This window comes from Holdemanella sp. DFI.5.55, from assembly GCF_020593575.1.
Classification (GTDB): domain Bacteria; phylum Bacillota_I; class Bacilli_A; order Erysipelotrichales; family Erysipelotrichaceae; genus Holdemanella; species Holdemanella hominis.
The window spans coordinates 17,150-37,261 of record NZ_JAJDMK010000011.1 but is presented as its reverse complement, the minus strand read 5'-3'; the positions used below and the strand labels follow the sequence as shown (position 1 = coordinate 37,261).

Annotated in this window: 18 protein-coding genes; 11 read left to right on the top strand and 7 right to left on the bottom strand. The window is 33.9% G+C overall.

Features of this window, described 5'->3' with window-relative positions; all coding sequences use genetic code 11:
- The first annotated feature begins 35 nt into the window (after positions 1 to 35).
- The 4 genes from fba to LJE08_RS04195 all read left to right on the top strand — a co-directional run bounded on the left by fba (position 36) and on the right by LJE08_RS04195 (position 5,593).
- Positions 36 to 905: a class II fructose-1,6-bisphosphate aldolase gene (fba, locus tag LJE08_RS04210; RefSeq protein ID WP_117925061.1), complete on the top strand. Its 870-nt coding sequence runs from the start codon at positions 36 to 38 to the stop codon at positions 903 to 905.
- 62 nt (positions 906 to 967) lie between these two features.
- The gene (locus LJE08_RS04205; protein WP_186998831.1) at positions 968 to 2,821 is read left to right on the top strand and encodes a S9 family peptidase; all 1,854 of its coding nucleotides are present in this window, start codon (positions 968 to 970) and stop codon (positions 2,819 to 2,821) included.
- 90 nt (positions 2,822 to 2,911) lie between these two features.
- Positions 2,912 to 4,180, top strand: a complete 1,269-nt coding sequence (locus LJE08_RS04200; protein ID WP_117925065.1) for a UDP-N-acetylglucosamine 1-carboxyvinyltransferase — start codon at positions 2,912 to 2,914, stop codon at positions 4,178 to 4,180.
- 45 nt (positions 4,181 to 4,225) lie between these two features.
- Positions 4,226 to 5,593 (top strand): MATE family efflux transporter, encoded by a 1,368-nt coding sequence (locus LJE08_RS04195; RefSeq protein ID WP_147346774.1) that lies wholly within the window; start codon positions 4,226 to 4,228, stop codon positions 5,591 to 5,593.
- A gap of 30 nt (positions 5,594 to 5,623) precedes the next feature.
- Here LJE08_RS04195 and LJE08_RS04190 read toward each other — a convergent pair whose 3' ends face one another.
- Positions 5,624 to 5,848: a Lar family restriction alleviation protein gene (locus LJE08_RS04190; RefSeq protein ID WP_117926846.1), complete on the bottom strand. Its 225-nt coding sequence runs from the start codon at positions 5,846 to 5,848 to the stop codon at positions 5,624 to 5,626.
- Between the two features lie 126 nt (positions 5,849 to 5,974).
- Between LJE08_RS04190 and LJE08_RS04185 the strand changes: the two genes are divergently transcribed.
- The 6 genes from LJE08_RS04185 to LJE08_RS04160 all read left to right on the top strand — a co-directional run bounded on the left by LJE08_RS04185 (position 5,975) and on the right by LJE08_RS04160 (position 10,394).
- Complete coding sequence (locus tag LJE08_RS04185) at positions 5,975 to 6,196, top strand: DUF3955 domain-containing protein (RefSeq protein ID WP_117926847.1); 222 nt, start codon at positions 5,975 to 5,977, stop codon at positions 6,194 to 6,196.
- Positions 6,197 to 6,292: 96 nt separating this feature from the next.
- Positions 6,293 to 6,715: a hypothetical protein gene (locus LJE08_RS04180; protein ID WP_227402488.1), complete on the top strand. Its 423-nt coding sequence runs from the start codon at positions 6,293 to 6,295 to the stop codon at positions 6,713 to 6,715.
- Positions 6,716 to 6,729: 14 nt separating this feature from the next.
- A complete protein-coding gene (locus tag LJE08_RS04175; RefSeq protein ID WP_227402487.1) occupies positions 6,730 to 7,233 on the top strand; it encodes a diguanylate cyclase domain-containing protein in 504 nt (167 codons plus the stop codon).
- A gap of 4 nt (positions 7,234 to 7,237) precedes the next feature.
- Positions 7,238 to 7,972 (top strand): hypothetical protein, encoded by a 735-nt coding sequence (locus LJE08_RS04170; protein ID WP_227402486.1) that lies wholly within the window; start codon positions 7,238 to 7,240, stop codon positions 7,970 to 7,972.
- Between the two features lie 60 nt (positions 7,973 to 8,032).
- Positions 8,033 to 9,313 (top strand): ATP-binding protein, encoded by a 1,281-nt coding sequence (locus tag LJE08_RS04165; protein ID WP_227402485.1) that lies wholly within the window; start codon positions 8,033 to 8,035, stop codon positions 9,311 to 9,313.
- A 124-nt stretch (positions 9,314 to 9,437) separates the two neighbouring features.
- Positions 9,438 to 10,394, top strand: a complete 957-nt coding sequence (locus tag LJE08_RS04160; protein WP_227402484.1) for a helix-turn-helix domain-containing protein — start codon at positions 9,438 to 9,440, stop codon at positions 10,392 to 10,394.
- Positions 10,395 to 10,504: 110 nt separating this feature from the next.
- On the opposite strand, the gene LJE08_RS04155 is transcribed toward LJE08_RS04160, so the two are convergent.
- The 6 genes from LJE08_RS04155 to LJE08_RS04135 form a co-directional block, all read right to left on the bottom strand.
- Positions 10,505 to 11,536, bottom strand: coding sequence for a tyrosine-type recombinase/integrase (locus tag LJE08_RS04155; protein WP_154555467.1), 1,032 nt, complete (start codon positions 11,534 to 11,536; stop codon positions 10,505 to 10,507).
- A complete protein-coding gene (locus LJE08_RS04150; RefSeq protein ID WP_117926823.1) occupies positions 11,533 to 12,477 on the bottom strand; it encodes a tyrosine-type recombinase/integrase in 945 nt (314 codons plus the stop codon). Before LJE08_RS04150 ends, LJE08_RS04155 begins: the two co-directional genes overlap by 4 nt.
- Positions 12,474 to 13,691: a tyrosine-type recombinase/integrase gene (locus tag LJE08_RS04145; RefSeq protein WP_117926822.1), complete on the bottom strand. Its 1,218-nt coding sequence runs from the start codon at positions 13,689 to 13,691 to the stop codon at positions 12,474 to 12,476. The genes LJE08_RS04150 and LJE08_RS04145 overlap by 4 nt, the downstream gene beginning before the upstream one ends.
- Positions 13,692 to 13,878: 187 nt before the next feature.
- On the bottom strand, positions 13,879 to 15,177 hold the full coding sequence (gene ltrA / locus LJE08_RS04140) for a group II intron reverse transcriptase/maturase (protein WP_227402483.1): 1,299 nt from the start codon (positions 15,175 to 15,177) through the stop codon (positions 13,879 to 13,881).
- Between the two features lie 382 nt (positions 15,178 to 15,559).
- Positions 15,560 to 15,682, bottom strand: a complete 123-nt coding sequence (locus LJE08_RS15005; RefSeq protein ID WP_255650304.1) for a hypothetical protein — start codon at positions 15,680 to 15,682, stop codon at positions 15,560 to 15,562.
- Positions 15,683 to 15,745: 63 nt separating this feature from the next.
- Positions 15,746 to 16,981 (bottom strand): MFS transporter, encoded by a 1,236-nt coding sequence (locus tag LJE08_RS04135; RefSeq protein ID WP_117926701.1) that lies wholly within the window; start codon positions 16,979 to 16,981, stop codon positions 15,746 to 15,748.
- 210 nt (positions 16,982 to 17,191) lie between these two features.
- On the opposite strand from LJE08_RS04135, the gene LJE08_RS04130 reads away from it, so the two are divergent.
- On the top strand, positions 17,192 to 20,110 hold the full coding sequence (locus tag LJE08_RS04130; RefSeq protein ID WP_255650303.1) for an acyl-CoA dehydratase activase: 2,919 nt from the start codon (positions 17,192 to 17,194) through the stop codon (positions 20,108 to 20,110).
- Positions 20,111 to 20,112: the final 2 nt, after the last annotated feature.

The following is a 20,112-nucleotide window of genomic DNA, read 5'->3' as shown; positions in this document are numbered from 1 at the left end:
GTTATGACAGAAATGTTTAAAGGAGGAATAGAGTAATGTTAGTATCTGCTACTGAAATGATCAACAAAGCTCACGAAGGGCACTATGCGATTGGTGCTTTCAACATCAATAACTTGGAATGGACAAAAGCTATCTTAGCTGCTGCTGAAGAAGCTAAATCACCAGTTATGTTAGGAGTATCTGAAGGTGCTGCTAAATACATGTGTGGTTTCAAAACAGTTGCTGCTATGGTAAAAGAAATCCACGATGCAATGGGAATTACAGTTCCTGTAGCTTTACACTTGGACCACGGTTCATATGAAGGTGCAAAAGCTGCTATCGAAGCAGGATTTACTTCTGTAATGTTCGATGGTTCTCACTATGCATTTGAAGAAAACTTAGAAAAATCAAAAGAAATGATCGCCTTAGCACACTCAAAAGGATTATCAATTGAATGTGAAGTTGGTGGAATCGGTGGAGAAGAAGACGGTGTCGTATCTGCTGGTGAATTAGCTGACCCTGAAGAATGTAAAACTATCGCTGACTTAGGTGTAGACTTCTTAGCAGCTGGTATCGGAAATATCCACGGTAAATATCCTGCAAACTGGGCTGGATTAAACTTTGATCGTTTAGGAGAAATCCAAAACGCAACAAACGGAAAACCATTAGTATTACACGGTGGTTCAGGAATTCCTCGTGAACAAGTTCAAAAAGCTATCACATTAGGTGTTTCTAAAGTTAACGTTAATACTGAATGTCAGTTAGTATTTGCTGAAGCAACTCGTAAATACATCGAAGCTGGAAAAGACCAAGAAGGAAAAGGATACGATCCACGTAAATTATTAAAACCAGGTGCTGATGCAATCACAGCATTATGTAAAGAAATGATGGAAAACTTCTTTGGTTCTGCTGGAAAAGCTGAATAATTAAAGTTTTTAAATAAAGCAGGCTTTAAGCCTGCTTTTTGCATAATTTGGAGGGAAAATACATGAAGTCAGTTGAAATTAATGATTTATTGTCTTATCACTTTTATGGAAATTTAAAAGTGAAAGATGAAGTAAAAGTTTTTGTTGATGGAGTAGTAGCAGAAAAAGAAAATGCTTATGAATATACTTTAAAATGCGTAAAGGACGATAAAGTATATGATTTAACTTCTTTTGGAAAAGAAGCAGGGTTTTATATCGAAAATGAAAATTCGGTTCTATTCTGTGGAAATCGTAAAAATATTGAAAAATCTACTTCTTTATATCGTTTATCTTTGAATGGTGGAGAAGCCAAAGAAATCGCTCGCTTTGATAAACCAGGAATGAATGTTTTGGGATATTTAAACGAGAATACTTTGGTTTTGATGACTAAAGAAAAACTTGTTGAAGAAGAAAGTGATTATGAAGTGTTTGATGAGATTCCTTTCTATATGAATGGTCAGGGAATCACCAATAAACATCGTACGCATTTATATACATATGATTTAGACACAAAAGAACTTGTTTGTGTTACAGAAGGTACTTTTGATGTGTCAAACGCAAAGATTCATGATGGTGCTTTGTATTATACAGGACAAAATTGGACAAGAAAACAAGCTTTATATGAAAATCTTTATAAATATGATGGGTCTGTAAGTACAGTTGTAGATGCTAAGGAAAGAAGTATTCAAAGTTTTGATTTTGTGGATGGTAAATTGGTTCTTATCGCAAGCACACATGAAAAATATGGTTTGAATGAGAATCCAAAATTCTTTGATCAAGACTTTAATTTAATTGCTGATTGGCAAGAATGTGTTGGAAACAGTGTAGGTACAGATTGTGCTTTAGTTGCAGGTAATGCGACTCTAGTAAATAAAGATGCGTTATATTTTGTTTCTACGATCTATGATCACAATAATTTGTATAAATTAGAAAATGGAACCATTGAACTTGTATTTGAATGGCCAGGAACAATTCAATCTTTCGCATTTGAAGATGACACATTATATTTTATTGGAGCTGATGTGGCAAGTCTTCAACAATTGTATAAAGTTGTAGATGGTAAAGCCGTTCAATTATCTGATTTTAATAAAATGGAAGATACATATGTGGCAGATCCTGTAGAAGTTAATTTTAGTGAAGATTTAACAGGATGGGTATTATTGCCTAAAGATTATGATGAAACAAAAAAATATCCGGCTATTTTAGATATTCATGGTGGACCTAAAACAGTATATGGAAAAGTGTTCTATCATGAAATGCAAGTGTGGGCAAGTAAGGGATACTTTGTATTCTTCTGTAATATTCATGGTTCAGATGGACGTGGCAACGAGTTTATGGATATTCGTGGAAAATATGGTACGATTGATTATGACGAATTGATGCAGTTTACAGATAAAGTCTTAGAAACATATCCTCAAATTGATTCAAGCAGAGTTGGTGTAACTGGAGGAAGCTATGGTGGATTTATGACAAACTGGATCATTGGTCATACGGATCGTTTTGCGTGTGCTGCTAGTCAAAGAAGTATTGCCAACTGGATCTCATTCTCTCAGACAAGTGATATTGGACCATACTTTGCACAAGATCAACAATCTGCTACATATGATGAAAATCCAGAAAAATTGTGGTGGCATTCACCATTGAAATATGCACGTAATGTGAAAACACCAACATTATTTATTCACTCTGATGAGGATTATCGTTGTCCACTTTGTGAAGGCCTACAAATGTTGAATGCTTTATTAGATCAGAATATTGAAGCTCGCATGTGCTTGTTCCATGGTGAAAATCATGATTTATCACGTACGGGACTTCCTCAACATCGTTTGCGTCGTTTAAATGAAATCACAAATTGGATGGAAAAACATTTAAAATAGATGGCTTTTGGAATTTACAATATTTTTCTAGATTATCCGGATTGAATAGGCTATAATAGATAGGCATTACCTTGAAATGGGGGAAAATGAATGGAAAAAGTCATTAAAATTGAAGGTGGACATGATTTAAATGGAACAGTACGTATTAGTGGTTCAAAGAATGCGACTGTGGCTTTAATTCCAGCATGTGTTTTAGGAAATGAGCCGGTTACAATTTATGGTGTACCTAATATTTCAGATGTACAGTCTTTGATCGTTTTATTAAATGAACTTGGTGTTTATGTTGAAAAACGAGATGAAGAAACATTATATATAGATCCTACTCATATGGAAAATATTCCTATGGTATCTAAGGCTGTTTCAAAATTAAGAGCAAGCTACTACTTTATGGGAGCTTTGTTAGGAAAATTTGGTCATGCAGAAATTAAGATGCCTGGTGGATGTTACTTGGGTCCTAGACCTATTGATTTGCACTTAAAAGGGTTTGAGGCTTTGGGTGCAAATATTCAATATGAAAATGGATGTTATATATTGGATGCGAAAGAATTAAAAGGAACAAATATTTTCTTAGATATTTCGAGTGTAGGAGCTACAATCAACATTATGATGGCAGCTGTTTACGCAAAAGGTAGAACGGTTATTGAAAATGCCGCGCGTGAGCCTGAAATTATTGATATCGCAACATTATTAAATAAAATGGGTGCTAGAATTCATGGTATGGGGACAAGTACTCTTGTGATTGATGGTGTTGAATATTTAAAAGGCTGTATTCATGAAATCATTCCAGATCGTATTGAAGCAGCAACTTATGTGATTATGGCAGCTGCTATAGCCAATGACATGCGCATCGAAAATATTATTCCTCAACACTTGGAAGCCATTGTTATGAAACTTCAAGAAGTGGGAATCAATATGGAAGTTGGTTCGGATTTTATTCATGTATTTAAAACAGATAAACCTTTGAAACGTACAGAAATCTTGACAAAACCATATCCAGGCTTTGCCACAGATGTTCAACAACCATTTACTGTATTATTAACACAATGTGAAGGCCAATCTGTAGTAACAGAAACAATTTATACAGAACGTTTCAAACATTGTGCAGAGTTAAATAAGATGGGTGCTGACATTGATGTACACACACCAAGTGCGTTTATCAACGGAAAGACAAAGTTACATGGTTCTAAAGTAACTGCAACAGATCTTCGTTGTGGTGCTGGACTTGTCATCGCAGCTTTAATGGCTGATGGTGTGACAGAAATCCATGATATTTATCATATTGATCGTGGTTATGATAACTTGGACGGAAAGTTAGCTCATTTAGGAGCCAAAATGTGGCGTGAAGAGGTAGAAGATTAAAAGGTGTATGGTGACATACATCTTTTTTCTTTGTATAATCATCTTATGAACATGATGGAAATAACGGCGCAGATGCGCGAAAATAAAAAAATAGAATTCAAAGATCAATTAAAAATCGTCATTTTATTATCTGTACCTGCAATATTAGAACAATTAGTTGGAACGGCCATGAGTTATATTGATACAGCTATGGTTGGATCACTAGGTTATAAGGCTACGGCAGCCATTGGTGTTGTTGCCAGTACAACATGGCTTTTTGGAGGAATTTGTACAGCTGCGGTATTAGGTTTTTCAGTGCAGGTAGCTCAATATTTAGGGGCTGGTAAAAATAAACTGGCAAGACAGGTAGTATGTCAGTCGATTCTCTTTAATATCATCTTTGGTTTATGTATGGCATTGGTTGTGGTAGCATCCAGTTTTTATTTGCCAAAATTATTGGGAGCAGACCCATCAATTTGTAGAGATGCCACTTTATATTTGGCAATAGTAGGTGCTTTTGTTCCATTTAATATGATGGCGATGTTACATTCAGGAATGTTAAGATGTTCAGGGAATGCCGTGCTTCCAAGTCTTATGAATATTTCAATGTGTGTATTTGATGTTATTTTTAACTATTTCTTTATTTATATACTAAATTTAGGTGTTGCCGGAGCTGCACTAGGAACGGGAATGGCGCAATTGGTTGTAGGCTTTATCTTAATGTATATTGTAGTCAAAAAGGAAAAATCATTACGACTTCTAGGTGATGAATCGTGGAAATTTGATAAAGATATCTTGAAGAATGTAGTGAATCTTTCAATTCCAGCAGGTCTTGAAAGAGTGACACTATCCTTAGCTCAAGTTGTGATGACGGGTGTCGTTTCAGGAATGGGTGCAATCAGTGTGGCTATTAATTATGTGGCTGTTTCAGCAGAAGGATTATGTTATTTGCCAGCTTATGGAATTGGTGGTGCTGCAACTACATTGGTTGGACAAAGTATTGGGGCCAATCGAAAGGATATGGCAAAACGATTTGCGTATTTAACAACCTTATTATCTTTTGTTCTAGTGATATTTATGAGTGTTATCATGTTTGTGTTTGCCCCATTTTTGGCTTCAACACTAACGAATAGTCAAGGAGTTATTGATGGAGCTAGTGAGTGCTTAAGAATTGTTTCTTTTTCTGAACCATTATTTGCGATTAGTATTGTAGTAATGGGGGCATTACGTGGGGCTGGAGATAGTAAACGTCCTTTTATTCTAAATGCGTTGAGCATGTGGGGAATGCGTGTTTTACCAATTATTATTTTCACAAAGCGATATGGTGTTATTGGTGTATGGGCTACAATGACTTTCGAACTGGTATTTAGAGGTATTATATTCTTGATCCGTATGGTTCGAGGTAAGTGGTTAGATCAAAATTCAGTTAAATAAAAAAAATGAGTGGAAATTCCACTCATTTTCTTATTCGCCAGGATTTGATTTTAATACTTTACCTGTATTAAATAATTCAGCGGCTCTTTTAGCAGCTTCTAAACGATCTTCTTCGTTTTTATAATCAACATGAACTGTATAGCAGCCACAATCCATGCATTGTGCATAGAATCCGTTTCCTTCTTCTTCTAGAATCGAACCACCTTCACATAGAGGGCATTCGTGTAAATTAACTAATTCATCAATGTTTTGCATAAGAATCCTTCCTTCTTTTATTCTTATCTATTGTACAATCAAATGCTAAGAAAGTTAAGAGAAATTTAAGGTTTAATAAAGGAATGAAATGATATAATACATCGGTAACAATAAGGGGATGTTATTATGGATCAAAAGGATCGTGTATTTACACCTGCATTTGTTGCGAATTTATTTTTGATTGCAGGAACTGTTTTCTTGCTTTTAAAGGGGAAAATAAACGCATATGTAGGAGTAGATGGCTTAAAGCATGAAGGAATGGCTTTGGCACTCATTGGATTTAGTTTCATGGTTGTCGGAATGTGCATATGGATTGTAATATGGATTAGTTGCAGGATGAATAAATGAATTCATCCTTTTTTTGTGATAATTTCATTTTCTTAATACAATAATAGTATGAAGAATAAGAAAATGAATCATTTCTCAAAAATAATACGTTTTTAAATGATGGCTTCAGCCTGTATTTTGATTATACTGATTTTAATCATCATTTTGATGGCATCACGTATTCAAGGGATGGCTCGTGTTGTCAATTATGCAGGATTAGTACGTGGAAAAACACGGCAGATTATTAAATTGGAAGATGCAGGAATGCCTCCAGATGAAATGATTCCGGATGTGGATAGATATATTAAAGGACTTCGTTTTGGCAGTGAAGTACTAGATTTAGTATCTTTAGATGATAAGGCTTTTCAGGTCAAGATGGAAGAATTAGATGCGTATTTTGATACATTAAAACAAGAAATTGATCTTGTTCTACAAGTTGGATATGAGAATACGAATATTATTCAAAAGAGTGAAACTTTCTTTTCTCTATGTGATGTGGCCACAGGGAAACATATGCACAAAGAATCGCAACACGCTTAGGATAATTTGAAGCATTGACAATCATTGATATTGTAATCCTCATCTTTATGATTTTATATGAGCTTATCAAGGCTTTGCGTTATGCCAGAGTGAATCGTGAGTTAAAGAACAAAGTTTATTTAGATGAAGCAACGGGATTGCCAAATAAAAATAAGTGTGAAGAGATTTTAACTTTAGAAGCTGAACAAAATATGTCAATCTGTGTGTTTGATTTAAATAACCTTAGAATCATCGACAATCAACAAGGACACGAAAGAGGTAATTTATATATCAATTCGTTTGCGAAAAATCTTCGTAAAGGTGTGGATGAAAATCAATTTGTAGGTCGCTGTGGCGGTGATGAATTTATTGCCTTCTTTAAAAATGTGACAAAGGAAGACGTAAAAAGAAATTTAGAAAATATCAAAAAAGAATGTACTAAATGTTCAGAAATTCCATTAAGTTATCCGGCTGGTTTTGCGTATTCAAATGATTTTTTCAAAATTAACAATGCGCGAATTGTTTTGTCAGGCAGATAAAAATATGTATATTGATAAAAACCAGTCGAAAATCAATGAGGCTACAGAAAAACGTGATTTGATTCTTCGTGTTATACAACAATTAAAAGATAAAGGGTATAATTTTTCGGATTGTATTTATTGTGATGCCAAAATCGATGCATATTTTACTTTACGGGCTAGCTATTCCTTTTTCTTAGCAGAAGATGGCATCTACTCGGGTGCAGTTGAGCAAATTCTAAATGAATTGTTTGAAGAGAATAAGAAGGAAGAGTATCGTCATGTGTTACAGCTTGACTATTTAAATGAGTGTCTCACAAAGGAAAATCCTGTATTAGAAATTTCATTTTGTCATCAAATTAAGCGTACAAAATTAAAAGGGAAAATTATAGCCGTTTATTTAGATAGCGATGAAAAGAATCATCTGCATCATTTTGCGTTAGGTTTTAAAATTTATTATGACAAAATTGAAATGGATGAGAAGCAACAATTGATGCGTTATTATGATCAGTTGAAACAATCTATTTTAGAAAACGATCATTATATTGAAGCTTTGATGGCAATTGCACGATTAGTTTTCTCCGTGAATTTAACGCAGAATCAAATCGATGGTATTTACGACAATTATATGTGTGCAGATAAAAAGCCAAATTTACCATGTGATTATAATGCATATTTTAAACAATTAAAGGCGAATGTGTTAGAGGATTGTTTGGGAAGCTTTAGCGTTGTTGAATCGAGTCAAAGCCTTTTAAATTGATATAGAGCAGGGGACAAACATGTTACGGTTGAATATCAGATTCAAATACCACATCAAGGTGTGATCTGGATTCAAGAAATGATATTGATGAGTGAAGATGTTATTTATGATATAGATATTCAAAAGGAACGTAATATAGTACGTGCTATTATTTTGTTCAGAAATACATCGGCATTTCATGAGAAAGAAGATAGAGAAAAGAAAAAGTTACAATTAGCATATCAAAAAGTAGATTTAGAAAGTAAAGCTAAAACTGATTTTATGAATCGTATGAGCCATGATGTTCGTACGCCAATCAATGGTATTTTAGGTATGATGCAGATTATACGTAAAAACTGGGGTGATATGGATAAGTTGGATGATTCTTTAAATAAGATGGAAGTTTTGACAAAACACTTAAATGAATTGGTGGAAGATGTTTTGAATATGTCTAAATTAGAATCAGATCATATGGAGATTGTGAATGAGCCATTTGATTTAAATTATATGGTTGAAGAATTGAATAGTTTGATTGATGCCCAAGTATCCCTTCAAAATATTACATATCACAAGCATATGGAGAATGTAGTCCATACGCATTTAATTGGAGATGCATTACAACTTAGAAGAATTCTCGTAAACCTATTAACGAATGCCATTAAGTACAATAAGTCAAATGGCACGATTGATACGTATGTCAGAGAAATATCGAGCGATGATTCAAAAGTTACATTTGAATTTGAAATTAAAGATACGGGAATTGGTATGAGTGAAGATTATATTGAGAATCACTTGTTTACGCCGTTTTCACAAGTTAAACAAGATGCCAGAACAAGATATGAAGGAACTGGTTTAGGTATGTCGATTGTGAAAGGCTTAGTGGATAAGCTTGGCGGAAGTATTGAAGTCAAAAGTGAAGTGGGTGTAGGTACACAAATTAAGGTCATTCTTGCTTATCAATTGGATACATCCAATACCGCAAAACAAGATACTTCAAAATTGGATTTAAAGGATAAAAGAATTCTTTTAGTAGAAGATAATGAAATCAATATGGAAGTGGCAGAGTTTTATTTAAATGCCGTACATGCCAATGTAGATAAGGCATGGAATGGATTAGAAGCAGTTGAAAAAGTTAAGGAACAACCAAATAAGTATTCTTTGATTTTGATGGATATTATGATGCCAAAAATGAATGGGGATGAAGCTGCTAAATGCATTCGTAAAATCAATCCATCCATTCCAATTGTCGCCATGAGTGCGCAATCAGAATATAGTATGAATCAAACGATTATGAATGATTCGATCTCAAAACCAATTGATGAACAAAAGCTTAGTCATATATTAAGTAAATATGTGGCATAGATAAAGACTTGATTTGAATTCAAGTCTTTTCTAGTATATGCAACTGTAAATTGATAAATTGACAAGCCAGGTTGGTGGAATGCAACCGCAAATTTTAGTAAACTTTGGCTAAGGAGGAAGAACAATGATTCTAGCTGATAAAATAATTGAAGAAAGAAAAAAGAATGGGTGGACACAAGAAGATTTGGCACAAAAACTAGGCGTATCTAGACAGTCGGTTTCAAAATGGGAAAGTGCAGGAGCAATTCCAGATTTAAAAAAGATTATTCAGTTAGCTGACTTATTTGGAGTGAGCACAGATTACTTGTTAAAAGATGAAGTTGAAAAAGAAAATACAGAGACAATATGCGATACAGATTGTGAATTACATCGTGTGAGTATGGAAGAGGCGAATACATATATGGATGAAAAGAAAAAAGCAGCACCTATGCTTGCGAATGCGACAACATTATGTATCTTAAGTCCAATTCCTTTGTTTCTGATTTCAACTTTCAATGATGGCTTAGCCATTGGAATTGCATGTGCCATATTATTAGGTATGGTTGCACTTGCAGTATTTATCTTCATTAAAAAAGGAATTAAATTGAGTTCTTTACAATATTTAGAACAAGAACCTTTTGAAACAGAATATGGTGTAACAGGACTTGTCAAAGAAAAGAATCAAAACTATCAAGAACATTATTCTTTCTGTCTAGCATGCGGTGTTGTTTTGTGTATTTTATCTGTAGTCCCATTGATCATTGTAGGTTGCATGGAAGCATCTGATTATGTGTGTACATTATGTTTAGCTGTATTATTAATTTTGGTTTCCGTTGGCGTGAATATTCTAATTCGTGTTTCCACAATAAAAAGTAGCTATGAAACATTGCTGCAAGAAGGGGATTATACGAAAAAAGAAAAGCGTGCAAAGAAGAAAACTGAAACATTCACAGGTGTATATTGGTGTCTTGTAACAGCTGTTTATCTTGGTTGGAGCTTATGGACAAAACAATGGGATATCACCTATATGATTTGGCCTGTTGCTGCCGTCTTATATGCAGCATTGTATGGAATTGTAAGAATGGTCATGAAATTAGAATAGGGTAGAGGGATAAAATTATCGCCCCTCCCATTGAACTTATCCCGAATTATGTATTATCCCGAAAAACAGGTTTTCACTATAGAAAATCAAGTAAAATTCGGGATAATTTTTTATTTAAGTGAGTATAGTTTCTTTAAAAGTTCTTCATCATCAAAGTCATAATTATTAGTGCTACTATCTATGATATTAATCACAGGTAAAGCTGCATTGATAGCCTTCCGCTTCATTTCGGTATCAGCGTTGGCATAAAATTCTCTAGTGGTATTAATTTGTGCATGACCTAACCATTCAGATACCAAAGGAAGAGGCATACCATTACGATAAAGATGCATGGCTCTAGAATGGCGAAACATATGGCAATATATATGCCTTGGAAATTTTGAATCAACATTATTGGCCATGATACAATATCGATCGATTAATTTTTGGACTGTATCAGGATTCATTTTTGTTCGTTCTCCATGATGAAGTGTAAAAAAGACATAATCGTCGCTATTTAAATCATAATCGTCCAAATATCTTTTAAGATGTTTGACGGTTTTATCCATTATTGGAACTATGCGCATTTTTTTTCCTTTTCCGTAGATAGCAATATGTGGAGATGATTCTAACGAGATATCTTTTATTCTTATGTTTAATAATTCCTGTATTCGAGCTCCTGTGTCGTATAAAGTAATCATCATTGCGAGGTTTCTTCTATCTTTAATATTTGATTGGTTAGGTTGGTTAAGAAGAAGTTCTAATTCTTTCTCACTGAAGAAATCAATAACAGTTCCTTTAGTTACTGATTTTATTGGAATTGTCATAAGTTTTAGGTAAATATCAATTAACGTTATATCGTGATTAGCTGAATACTTGTAGAATGATCTTATTGCAGCTAATTTTAAATTTCTTGTTTGAGCTGACCAGTGATATTCGTTTTCTCCATATTCAAGAAATGATTCAACAAGTTCAATAGTCGTATCATTAAAATCAAAGTCTCTGAGTTTGATACCCAAATAATCTTTAGCGAAATCTAAGAATTGATTCATACAAATCTTATAATTCTTGATAGTATGGTAGCTTGCTCCTTTTTGATTCGGCAAAAAAATTTCAAAGTAATCTCGAATTGTTTTAAAATATTTTAGTTCTTTCTTTTTCATTGCGATACCTCTGGAATAATCGATTCCATCTTTTCCCAATCAATAGCTTTTGAATTTTTTAATCTATCGGGTAATAAATGGATATAATATGCAGTTTCTTCAAAACTAGAATGTCCCATATAGGAACTCATATATGGCAATATATTATTTAAATCTTTTCCTTCATCAATAAATTTCATCATGAGTGTTGTAGCAAAACGATGCCGTAAATCGTACACTCTAACTCTAGCTGTATTAGATGGGTCTTTAACTTCTTCCCATAATTTTAAAAATTCTGTTCTGAGCCAAGTTGATTTATAACAATCAAATTTAGGCGAACTAAACAGATAAGGGCTGTTCATTTCAAATAAAGAAGCCTTTCTCATATAATCTTTGATCATTTCAGAAATATCATCAGATATCGGTATGATTCTCTCCTTATGTGTTTTATTTTTTCTTATGAAAATCGTTTGATTGTTTAAATTGATGTCACTTATCATTATTTCTCTTCCTTCGTTAGGCCTAAGTCCACAATAAAAAATCAAACGATAGATAATAGATATAACGAGTTTCTTGTATGATTTAGGATCTTGAATACTAATTCTAATAGCTATATTAAATAAGTCGCTAAGTTCCTGGTCAGTGAAAATATACGGAACATATCGTTCTGTTTTAGGGGTAAAACTCGTATCTAAAATAAACTCACAAACACCTAACGAATAGACAAATATAGTAAACTGTCTGAGATTAGACATCCTTGTTTTGAAACTATAGCTTTTTTCATTAGATCTTGTGATGCACCAAGGAAAAACCATTTCCTTGGTGATGATTATTTCATTTGGATAAGTATTTCTAAGATATCTTGAAAAATCCTTTATATAGTATCCTGGATTTCTGATGTCTAAGCCAAGACTACTACGATATTCAAGATAATCGTCCGTATATTCCCAGCAATACTTCATCGTTCATCACCTATTACATCATTAAAACATAGTGTGCATTTTCTTAGACCTTCTACATCTAAATCAATATATTGTCTAGTTGATTTTAATGATTGATGGCCAAGTATTTGAGATACGGTATAAACAGATTGATTAGCCTTTATCATTTCTGTCGCAACCATTCTTCTAATCCCGTGTATTGTATTTTTACCACCAACCGTTACGCCTGCATTCATAGCTCTTCTTCTTAAAATATTATTTATCGATACGCCACTATTAAATCCTTGAAATGGAGCCAAAGATCTAATGAATAGCTTGTCAGATTTAGTGCAAGGTCTTCCATTCAAAACATAATCAGCTAATGCTCCACAAATATTATCATTAAGCGGCAATTTTAAGTAAGAATTGTTCTTTCCTTGAATGATTACGATTTCTTTATTTTTCCAATCAATATCAGAAATTCTAATATTAATGATATCTCCGGCTCTAATCCCTGTAGTGCAAGCTAATACGATAATTGCGTAATCTCTTTTACCCATGGCACTGTTTCTATCAACTGTATCTAGAATCTTCGCAATGTCGTTTACATCTGCGGCTTTTCTAATTTTTTCGTTTTTCACTCTATTCACCTTTATCAGATGTGAAATATCATCAAAAACAAGATTATTATCAACAAGACTTCGCATATATTTAGATAAGGCAGTAGCTACTTTATCAATAGTTCCAGGCGAAACTAAAGATACAATTTTTATGAACGATATGATGCACTCATAAGTTATGTCCTGATATGTATAAATTCCATTTTCTATCAAAAAATTCGAGAATTTATCAAGTGTCTTTTTTTCGAAGTTTATATTACGAAGATTTAAATCTCTAGTTTGAATATAGCGGTCAATGGAATCGGTAAAAAAATTAGTAATTGTGTTATCGTTTGACATTTTAAACTTCCATTCAAAACGTCCTGTTTCTACTACTTCTTCAAGAATTTTCAGACCTCTTAAACGTTTATTAAATGTGCTTTTACTAAATTGACCTGTTTCTAGGTAAGATTGATATATTTTTTCAATCTCTTCGTTAACAGATCTGTCATAATAATCTTCTCCAACTCGTTTATATTCTATTAGAATTGGATTGAAATGAGTTTCACGATACTGTTCTTTATAAGTATCATTTCCTAATGCATCAAAAAATGCATTCATAGCTGAATTAATAGCTTCAGTTATCAGTACTTTCATTATGATTACCTCCTGAAGCCATTATAAAAAAATTATCCCGAATTTTACTTGATTTTCTATAGTGAAAACCTGTTTTTCGGGATAATACATAATTCGGGATAAGTTCAATTATCCAGAATTATGGATAACACCACCGTACGTACGGGTCTCGTATACGGCTCTACATTTATATCGAAACTATAAAGAATCACAAAATCTCAAGATAGTAAATAAGGGGATTGACCAAACCTGGCCTATCTCCTTTCTTTATGCCTAGAACAGTGGGAGAAAGAAGAAAATTCACAATATTCCCAGTACTTCTCCTATACCATCCAAGTCTAGAGTTAGCACATTTAAATATGTCATCATGCGTGAATTTACATCTACATGCTATATTTAGTTTCATAAGATTCTTGTATATAGTCCTTGGTCTTTTCCATTGTTTAATGATAATACATCTCACTTTATGGCGTAACCATTGACCAAATTCTTCCAAGAACACTTTGATACTTGAAATTTTAAAGTATTGTATCCAACCTCTAATCATTTGATTCAATTTCTTAAATGTAACTGATAGCGGTCTTGAAACCGCGTGTTTTCTTTCCAAATATTTTTGGATATTTGAGTAAAGACGCTTCTTCCTATCTTTAGTAGGAGTACATTTCCATACTGTTTTAGCTTTGTAAAATGTAAAACCAAGAAATTGACCTTTAGTTGGTCTAACCACTTTAGTTTTTGTTGCACTAACCTTCAAGAATAGTTTTCTTTCTAGCCACGATGTCACTGATTTCATTACACGGTTTGCACTCATTTCGCTTTTAACGAAAATGATACAATCGTCGGCGTACCTAGCGAAGCGAAGATTTCTAGATTCTAATTCTTTATCAAACTTGTCTAAATAGATGTTTGAAAGGATTACACTAATCGGACCTCCTTGTGGGGTTCCAATGGTTGAACTTCTTACAAGTCCTTTATCCAAAACTCCTGCTTGCAGATAAGCTCGTATCAAATGTAATGTTCTACTATCATTGACACGCTCTCTTAAGATTGAAATTAATTTATCATGATTTACTGTGTCGAAGAATTTCTCAATATCCAGGTCAACAATCCATTCATATCCGTCATTTAAATATCCAAGCACTTCCTCCATTGCCATATGTGCACTACGATTTGGTCTAAAACCATAACTGTGGTCACTAAATATTGGCTCATAGATTTCACTTAGTACCTGTAACATAGCTTGTTGGATTACTCGGTCTACAACAGTTGGTATTCCTAGTGGTCTTTGTTTACCATTAGGTTTAGGAATATAGACTCTTTTGACGGGCATAGGTTTGTATTGTTTATTCGAAATTTTGGAAATAAGTTCTTCTTTATATTGATTAAACCATTCCTCAACCTCTTGCACAGTCATTTTGTCCACTCCTGGCGCGCCTTTGTTCTTCTTGACCTTGCGGATTGCTTTCTGTAGATTTTCTTCACTTAAAATCTTTTCAATCAATTCCATTTGCTGCTCCTCCTTCTATTTGTAAATTTATTTAGAAACATCCCAATTACCTTTGCCATCTATGGTTACGTTCCATAGTAATAGGCTATTCTCATATTCGGACTATCCAAACATTGCTAATAGAGATTTGCACTCTATAAACGTTTCAGTCCTTCAGTAATACTACCTACTATGACTTCATCTGAATTCTCATGGTTAACCTTTTTCGCTACAAGGGTACTATCACTGATTTTAAAGTTTACTAGAATTCCTTGTCCATGAGACCTCCCGGGGTAAGACATGGGTCCTATTTCTTTCACAACGTCTTGATTTACTGTCTTGGTTTTACGTTTACCTTTTGGACTTCGATTTGATTAGCAATCTCATCCACCATTTAGCCTAATCAAGTTTCTGTACGTGCGCTCAAAAGAATCGCTACACCACTTCCTTCACCCATGACATCACTGTCAACGGCTTGTGGTCCACTACACTTGGCGGTAACTACCTGTGGTTGGTTTATCTCCAACTGAACTCATGCCATGCCCGGCACACTAAATAAAAAGATTGTACGTTACTTGTACAATCTTTTTTAGTCGTCCATTTTAGATACTTTATTAAAAATTAGGTATCCAATCACAAACATGATGGAGAGAGCGGCAACACCTATGTTTTGTTTACCCGTAATCTGTGTTACAACACCAATCAACATAGTTCCTAAAAAGCTAGCGCCTTTACCACAGATATCAAATAGTCCGAAGTATTCACCACTGGCATTTTCTGGAATGATTTTTGCGAAGTATGATCTAGATAAAGCTTGAATACCACCTTGGAAACATCCAACCGCAACCGCTAATACCCAGAATTCCCATTGTTTATCCAATTGTACGGCAAATAAAGCTATTAAGAAGTATGCGATGATCGCAACCTTAATCAATGAAGCAGTATCTTTTGTTTTGGATAATACAGCGAATGTTAAACTTGCAGGGAAGGCAACAATTTGAGTCAATAATAGGGCTAATAGAAGACCAGTTGTATTTAATCCTAAACTTGTTCCGTAGGCGGTAGCCATATCAATAATTGTATAAACACCATCAATATAGAAGAAGAATGCAAATAAGAATAAGAAGACTTTCTTTTGTTCTTTTGCTTTCATTAAAGTGTCTTTTAAACGAGCAAACGTATCTAAAGCAGGATGTGCTTCTGGTTCAATATAGTATTTTTGTTTGTAGCTTTTTACTAAAGGAAGTGTAGATGCTATCCACCATACCGCATTTAATATAAATGCGATCATCATGGCTGTCTTTAATGTCATTCCTATTTTGTCATACATTAATACAAAGATTAAACTAATAATAAAAGGAACAACACTAGCGATATACCCCCAAGCATATCCTTTTGAACTTACGGCATCCATTCTTTCTTCTGTAGTAATGTCTGTAAGCATTGAATCATATACGATCAAAGATAAAGAATAGGCAACTTTGGCAGCAATAAATAGGACTAGAAATGCAAGCCAAGAACTTGGGATCCAGAAACAAGCTAATGCTAATGCACCTAGCATTGCACAAGTTAAGAAGATTTTTTTCTTGTGATCTTTATAGTCAGCCAGTGTTCCAAGAATTGGACCAGCAAGTGCAACAATTAATGTTGAAAGACTTGCTGCATAGCTCCAATAACTTAGGTAGTTGTGTTCGGCTACACCTTGTGAGCTTGAAAGATAATTAAAATAGATAGGAAGAATTGTCGCGACTAATAAAATAAAGGCAGAGTTTCCCATGTCGTAACAAATCCACTTGAATTCAAGTTTTGTTAATTTGTTTTTCATTTGATTTACCAACTTTCCAAAAATAATTATAACAATCCCATGTATTGAACATGTTAACTATTCGTTAATTCAATGATATATGTTTTGTCTCGAATAATCTACAACAAACTGAACATATTTTGTAAGTTGTTGTTATTTTCATTTGAATACATGAAAATTAATGAAAAATGAGTATAATAATACTGATAATAAAAGAAAATGGAGGAGATTATGGGTTATCGTATAGGATTCGACATTGGAAGTACAACAATCAAAGCGGTTGTTTTAGATGAAAATAACCAAATCTGTTATAAAAGTTATGAAAGGCACAAGGCGCAAGTGCGTCAAAAAGCTTTAGATAAATTAGTAGAATTAAAGAAATATACAAAAGAACCATTTAAATTCGCAATCAGCGGATCAGGGGCTTTAGGATTAAGCGAACAAGGAGAATTACCTTTTGTTCAAGAAGTATTTGCGAGTGCGACTGGAGTTAGTAAATTATACCCGGAAACAGATTGTGCTATTGAACTTGGTGGAGAAGATGCGAAAATTCTTTTCTTTCAAGGAAGTGTAGAACAAAGAATGAATTCAACTTGTGCTGGGGGAACAGGAGCTTTTATTGATCAAATGGCTACCTTATTAAATATGTCTTTGGAAGAAATGAATGAAGCTAGTTTAAACTATCATCGTTTATATCCCATCGCATCTCGCTGTGGTGTGTTTGCGAAAACAGATATTCAGCCATTGATCAATCAAGGTGTGGATAAATGTGATTTATGTGCCAGTATTTTCCAGGCGGTAGTGGATCAAACCATTACTTCACTAGCACAGGGAAGAAAAATTGAAGGAAACATTCTGTTTTTAGGCGGACCACTTTACTTTATGAGTGGATTAAGAAATCGATTTGTTGAAACTTTAAAATTAAGTGATGTACAAGTGAATTGTCCTGACACAGCCATTAACTTTGTAGCTTTAGGAACTGCCATTTGTGCAGATCAAGAATATACATATGATGAATTGTATAAGGCTTTAGAAGATTTGGTGCATGCACCGGCTAAATTAACTGAATCAAAACCTTTGTTTGAAAGTGACGAAGACTATCAAAAATTTATTGAACGTCATAAATCACATGATGCGAAGTTCACAGATTTAAAAAATTATGCAGGTAAAGCTTATTTAGGAATTGATTCGGGTTCAACAACCACAAAACTCGTTTTACTCGATGAAAACGATGCGATTCTATATGATTCTTATACATCAAATAAGGGAAATCCATTGGATGTTGTGTTAGAAGATTTAAAGAAAATTTATGAAACAAATCCAAATATTAAAATCTATGGATCCTATGCGACAGGTTATGGTGAAGAATTAATGCGTCATGCTTTCCATTTGGATGGTGGAATCGTTGAAACAATGGCACACTATACAGCTGCTCGATCTTTCAATCCGGAAGTAGACTACATTCTAGATATTGGTGGGCAGGATATTAAGTGTTTTAAAATTCGTGATGGACACATTGATGATATTGTATTGAATGAAGCTTGTTCAAGTGGATGTGGTTCATTTATTGAAACGTTCGCAAAATCATTGGGGTATGATGCGAAAGAATTTGCGACACTTGGATTAAAATCGAAACACCCTGTTGATTTAGGAACTCGTTGTACAGTGTTTATGAATTCAGGGGTTAAACAAGCCCAAAAGAATGGGGCAAGTATTGAAGATATTTCGGCTGGACTTTGTAAATCTGTTGTAAAGAATGCGTTATATAAAGTTATTCGTGCAAAAAATAAGAACGATATTGGAAAGCATATCGTTGTGCAAGGTGGAACTTTCCAAAATGATTCTGTACTTCGTTGTTTTGAACAAGAACTTGGACTTGAAGTCATTCGACCAAGCATTGCACCTTTAATGGGTGCTTATGGAGCAGCTTTATATGCGAAAAAATTACATCGAACAAGAAGCAATATTTTGAATTATGAACAACTTGTTAAATTTACGCATAAATCACAATCTGTTGCTTGCCAAGGCTGCAACAACCATTGTTCATTGACAATTAATACATTCAATGATGGAACGCGCTTAGTTGCGGGAAACAAATGTGAAAAGATGGTTCATAATTTAGATATAAAAAAGGAAGAGTTACCAGACTTATACAAAATCAAAACGGACATGTTGAATGCACAAAAGAAAAAAATTAAACATGATAAAAAAATTGGTATGCCTTTAGTTTTAAATAACTATGACTTATTGCCTTTCTGGACGCGTTTCTTTGATAGTTTAGGCTACGAAATTGTGTGGTCAACACCTAGTACTAAAGAAATGTATCATTCAGGACAACAAAGCATTCCTAGTGATACGGCATGTTTTCCTGCTAAAGTTGTGCACGGACATATTCAACAATTGATTGATAAAGGTGTGGATGTAATTTTCTATCCATGTATGACCTATAATGTAGATGAACATCAATCGGATAACCATTATAATTGTCCATTGGTTGCCTACTATCCAGAAGTGATTGCGGCCAATATGGATTTTGATAAGGCAAAAATTGTATATCCATTTATTAATTTTGATCATGATGCGACTTTTGCGAAGGCCATTCGTATGCATTTTGAAAAGGTGGGTATTCATTTTAGTGAAAAAGATATTATTATTGCGAAAAATGCAGCTACAAATGAGTATGAAGTATTCCATGAACAATTAGTAAAGGAACATCGAAAAGCTGTAGCGTATGCACGCGAAAACAATCATCCAATTATTGTGCTTTGTGGACGCCCATATCATTTAGATCCACTGATTAATCATCAAATGAATCAGTTGTTGACACAACTTGGCTTTGTGGTTGTTAGTGAGGAAAGTGTCCCTCGTCAAAAGAATCATAAAGTGAATGTTTTAAATCAATGGACGTATCATGCAAGACTTTATCAAGCAGCACATTATGTAGTTGAGAATAAAGATATGAATTTAATTCAACTTGTTAGCTTTGGCTGCGGTATTGATGCCATTACAAGTGATGAGGTTCGAGATATATTAAAGGATGGAAATAAATTTTATACTCAAATCAAAATTGATGAAATTGATAATTTAGGTGCAGCAAAAATTCGTTTGCGTTCGTTGAAAGAGGCGATTGGCCAACAGAAAGGAGCATAAAA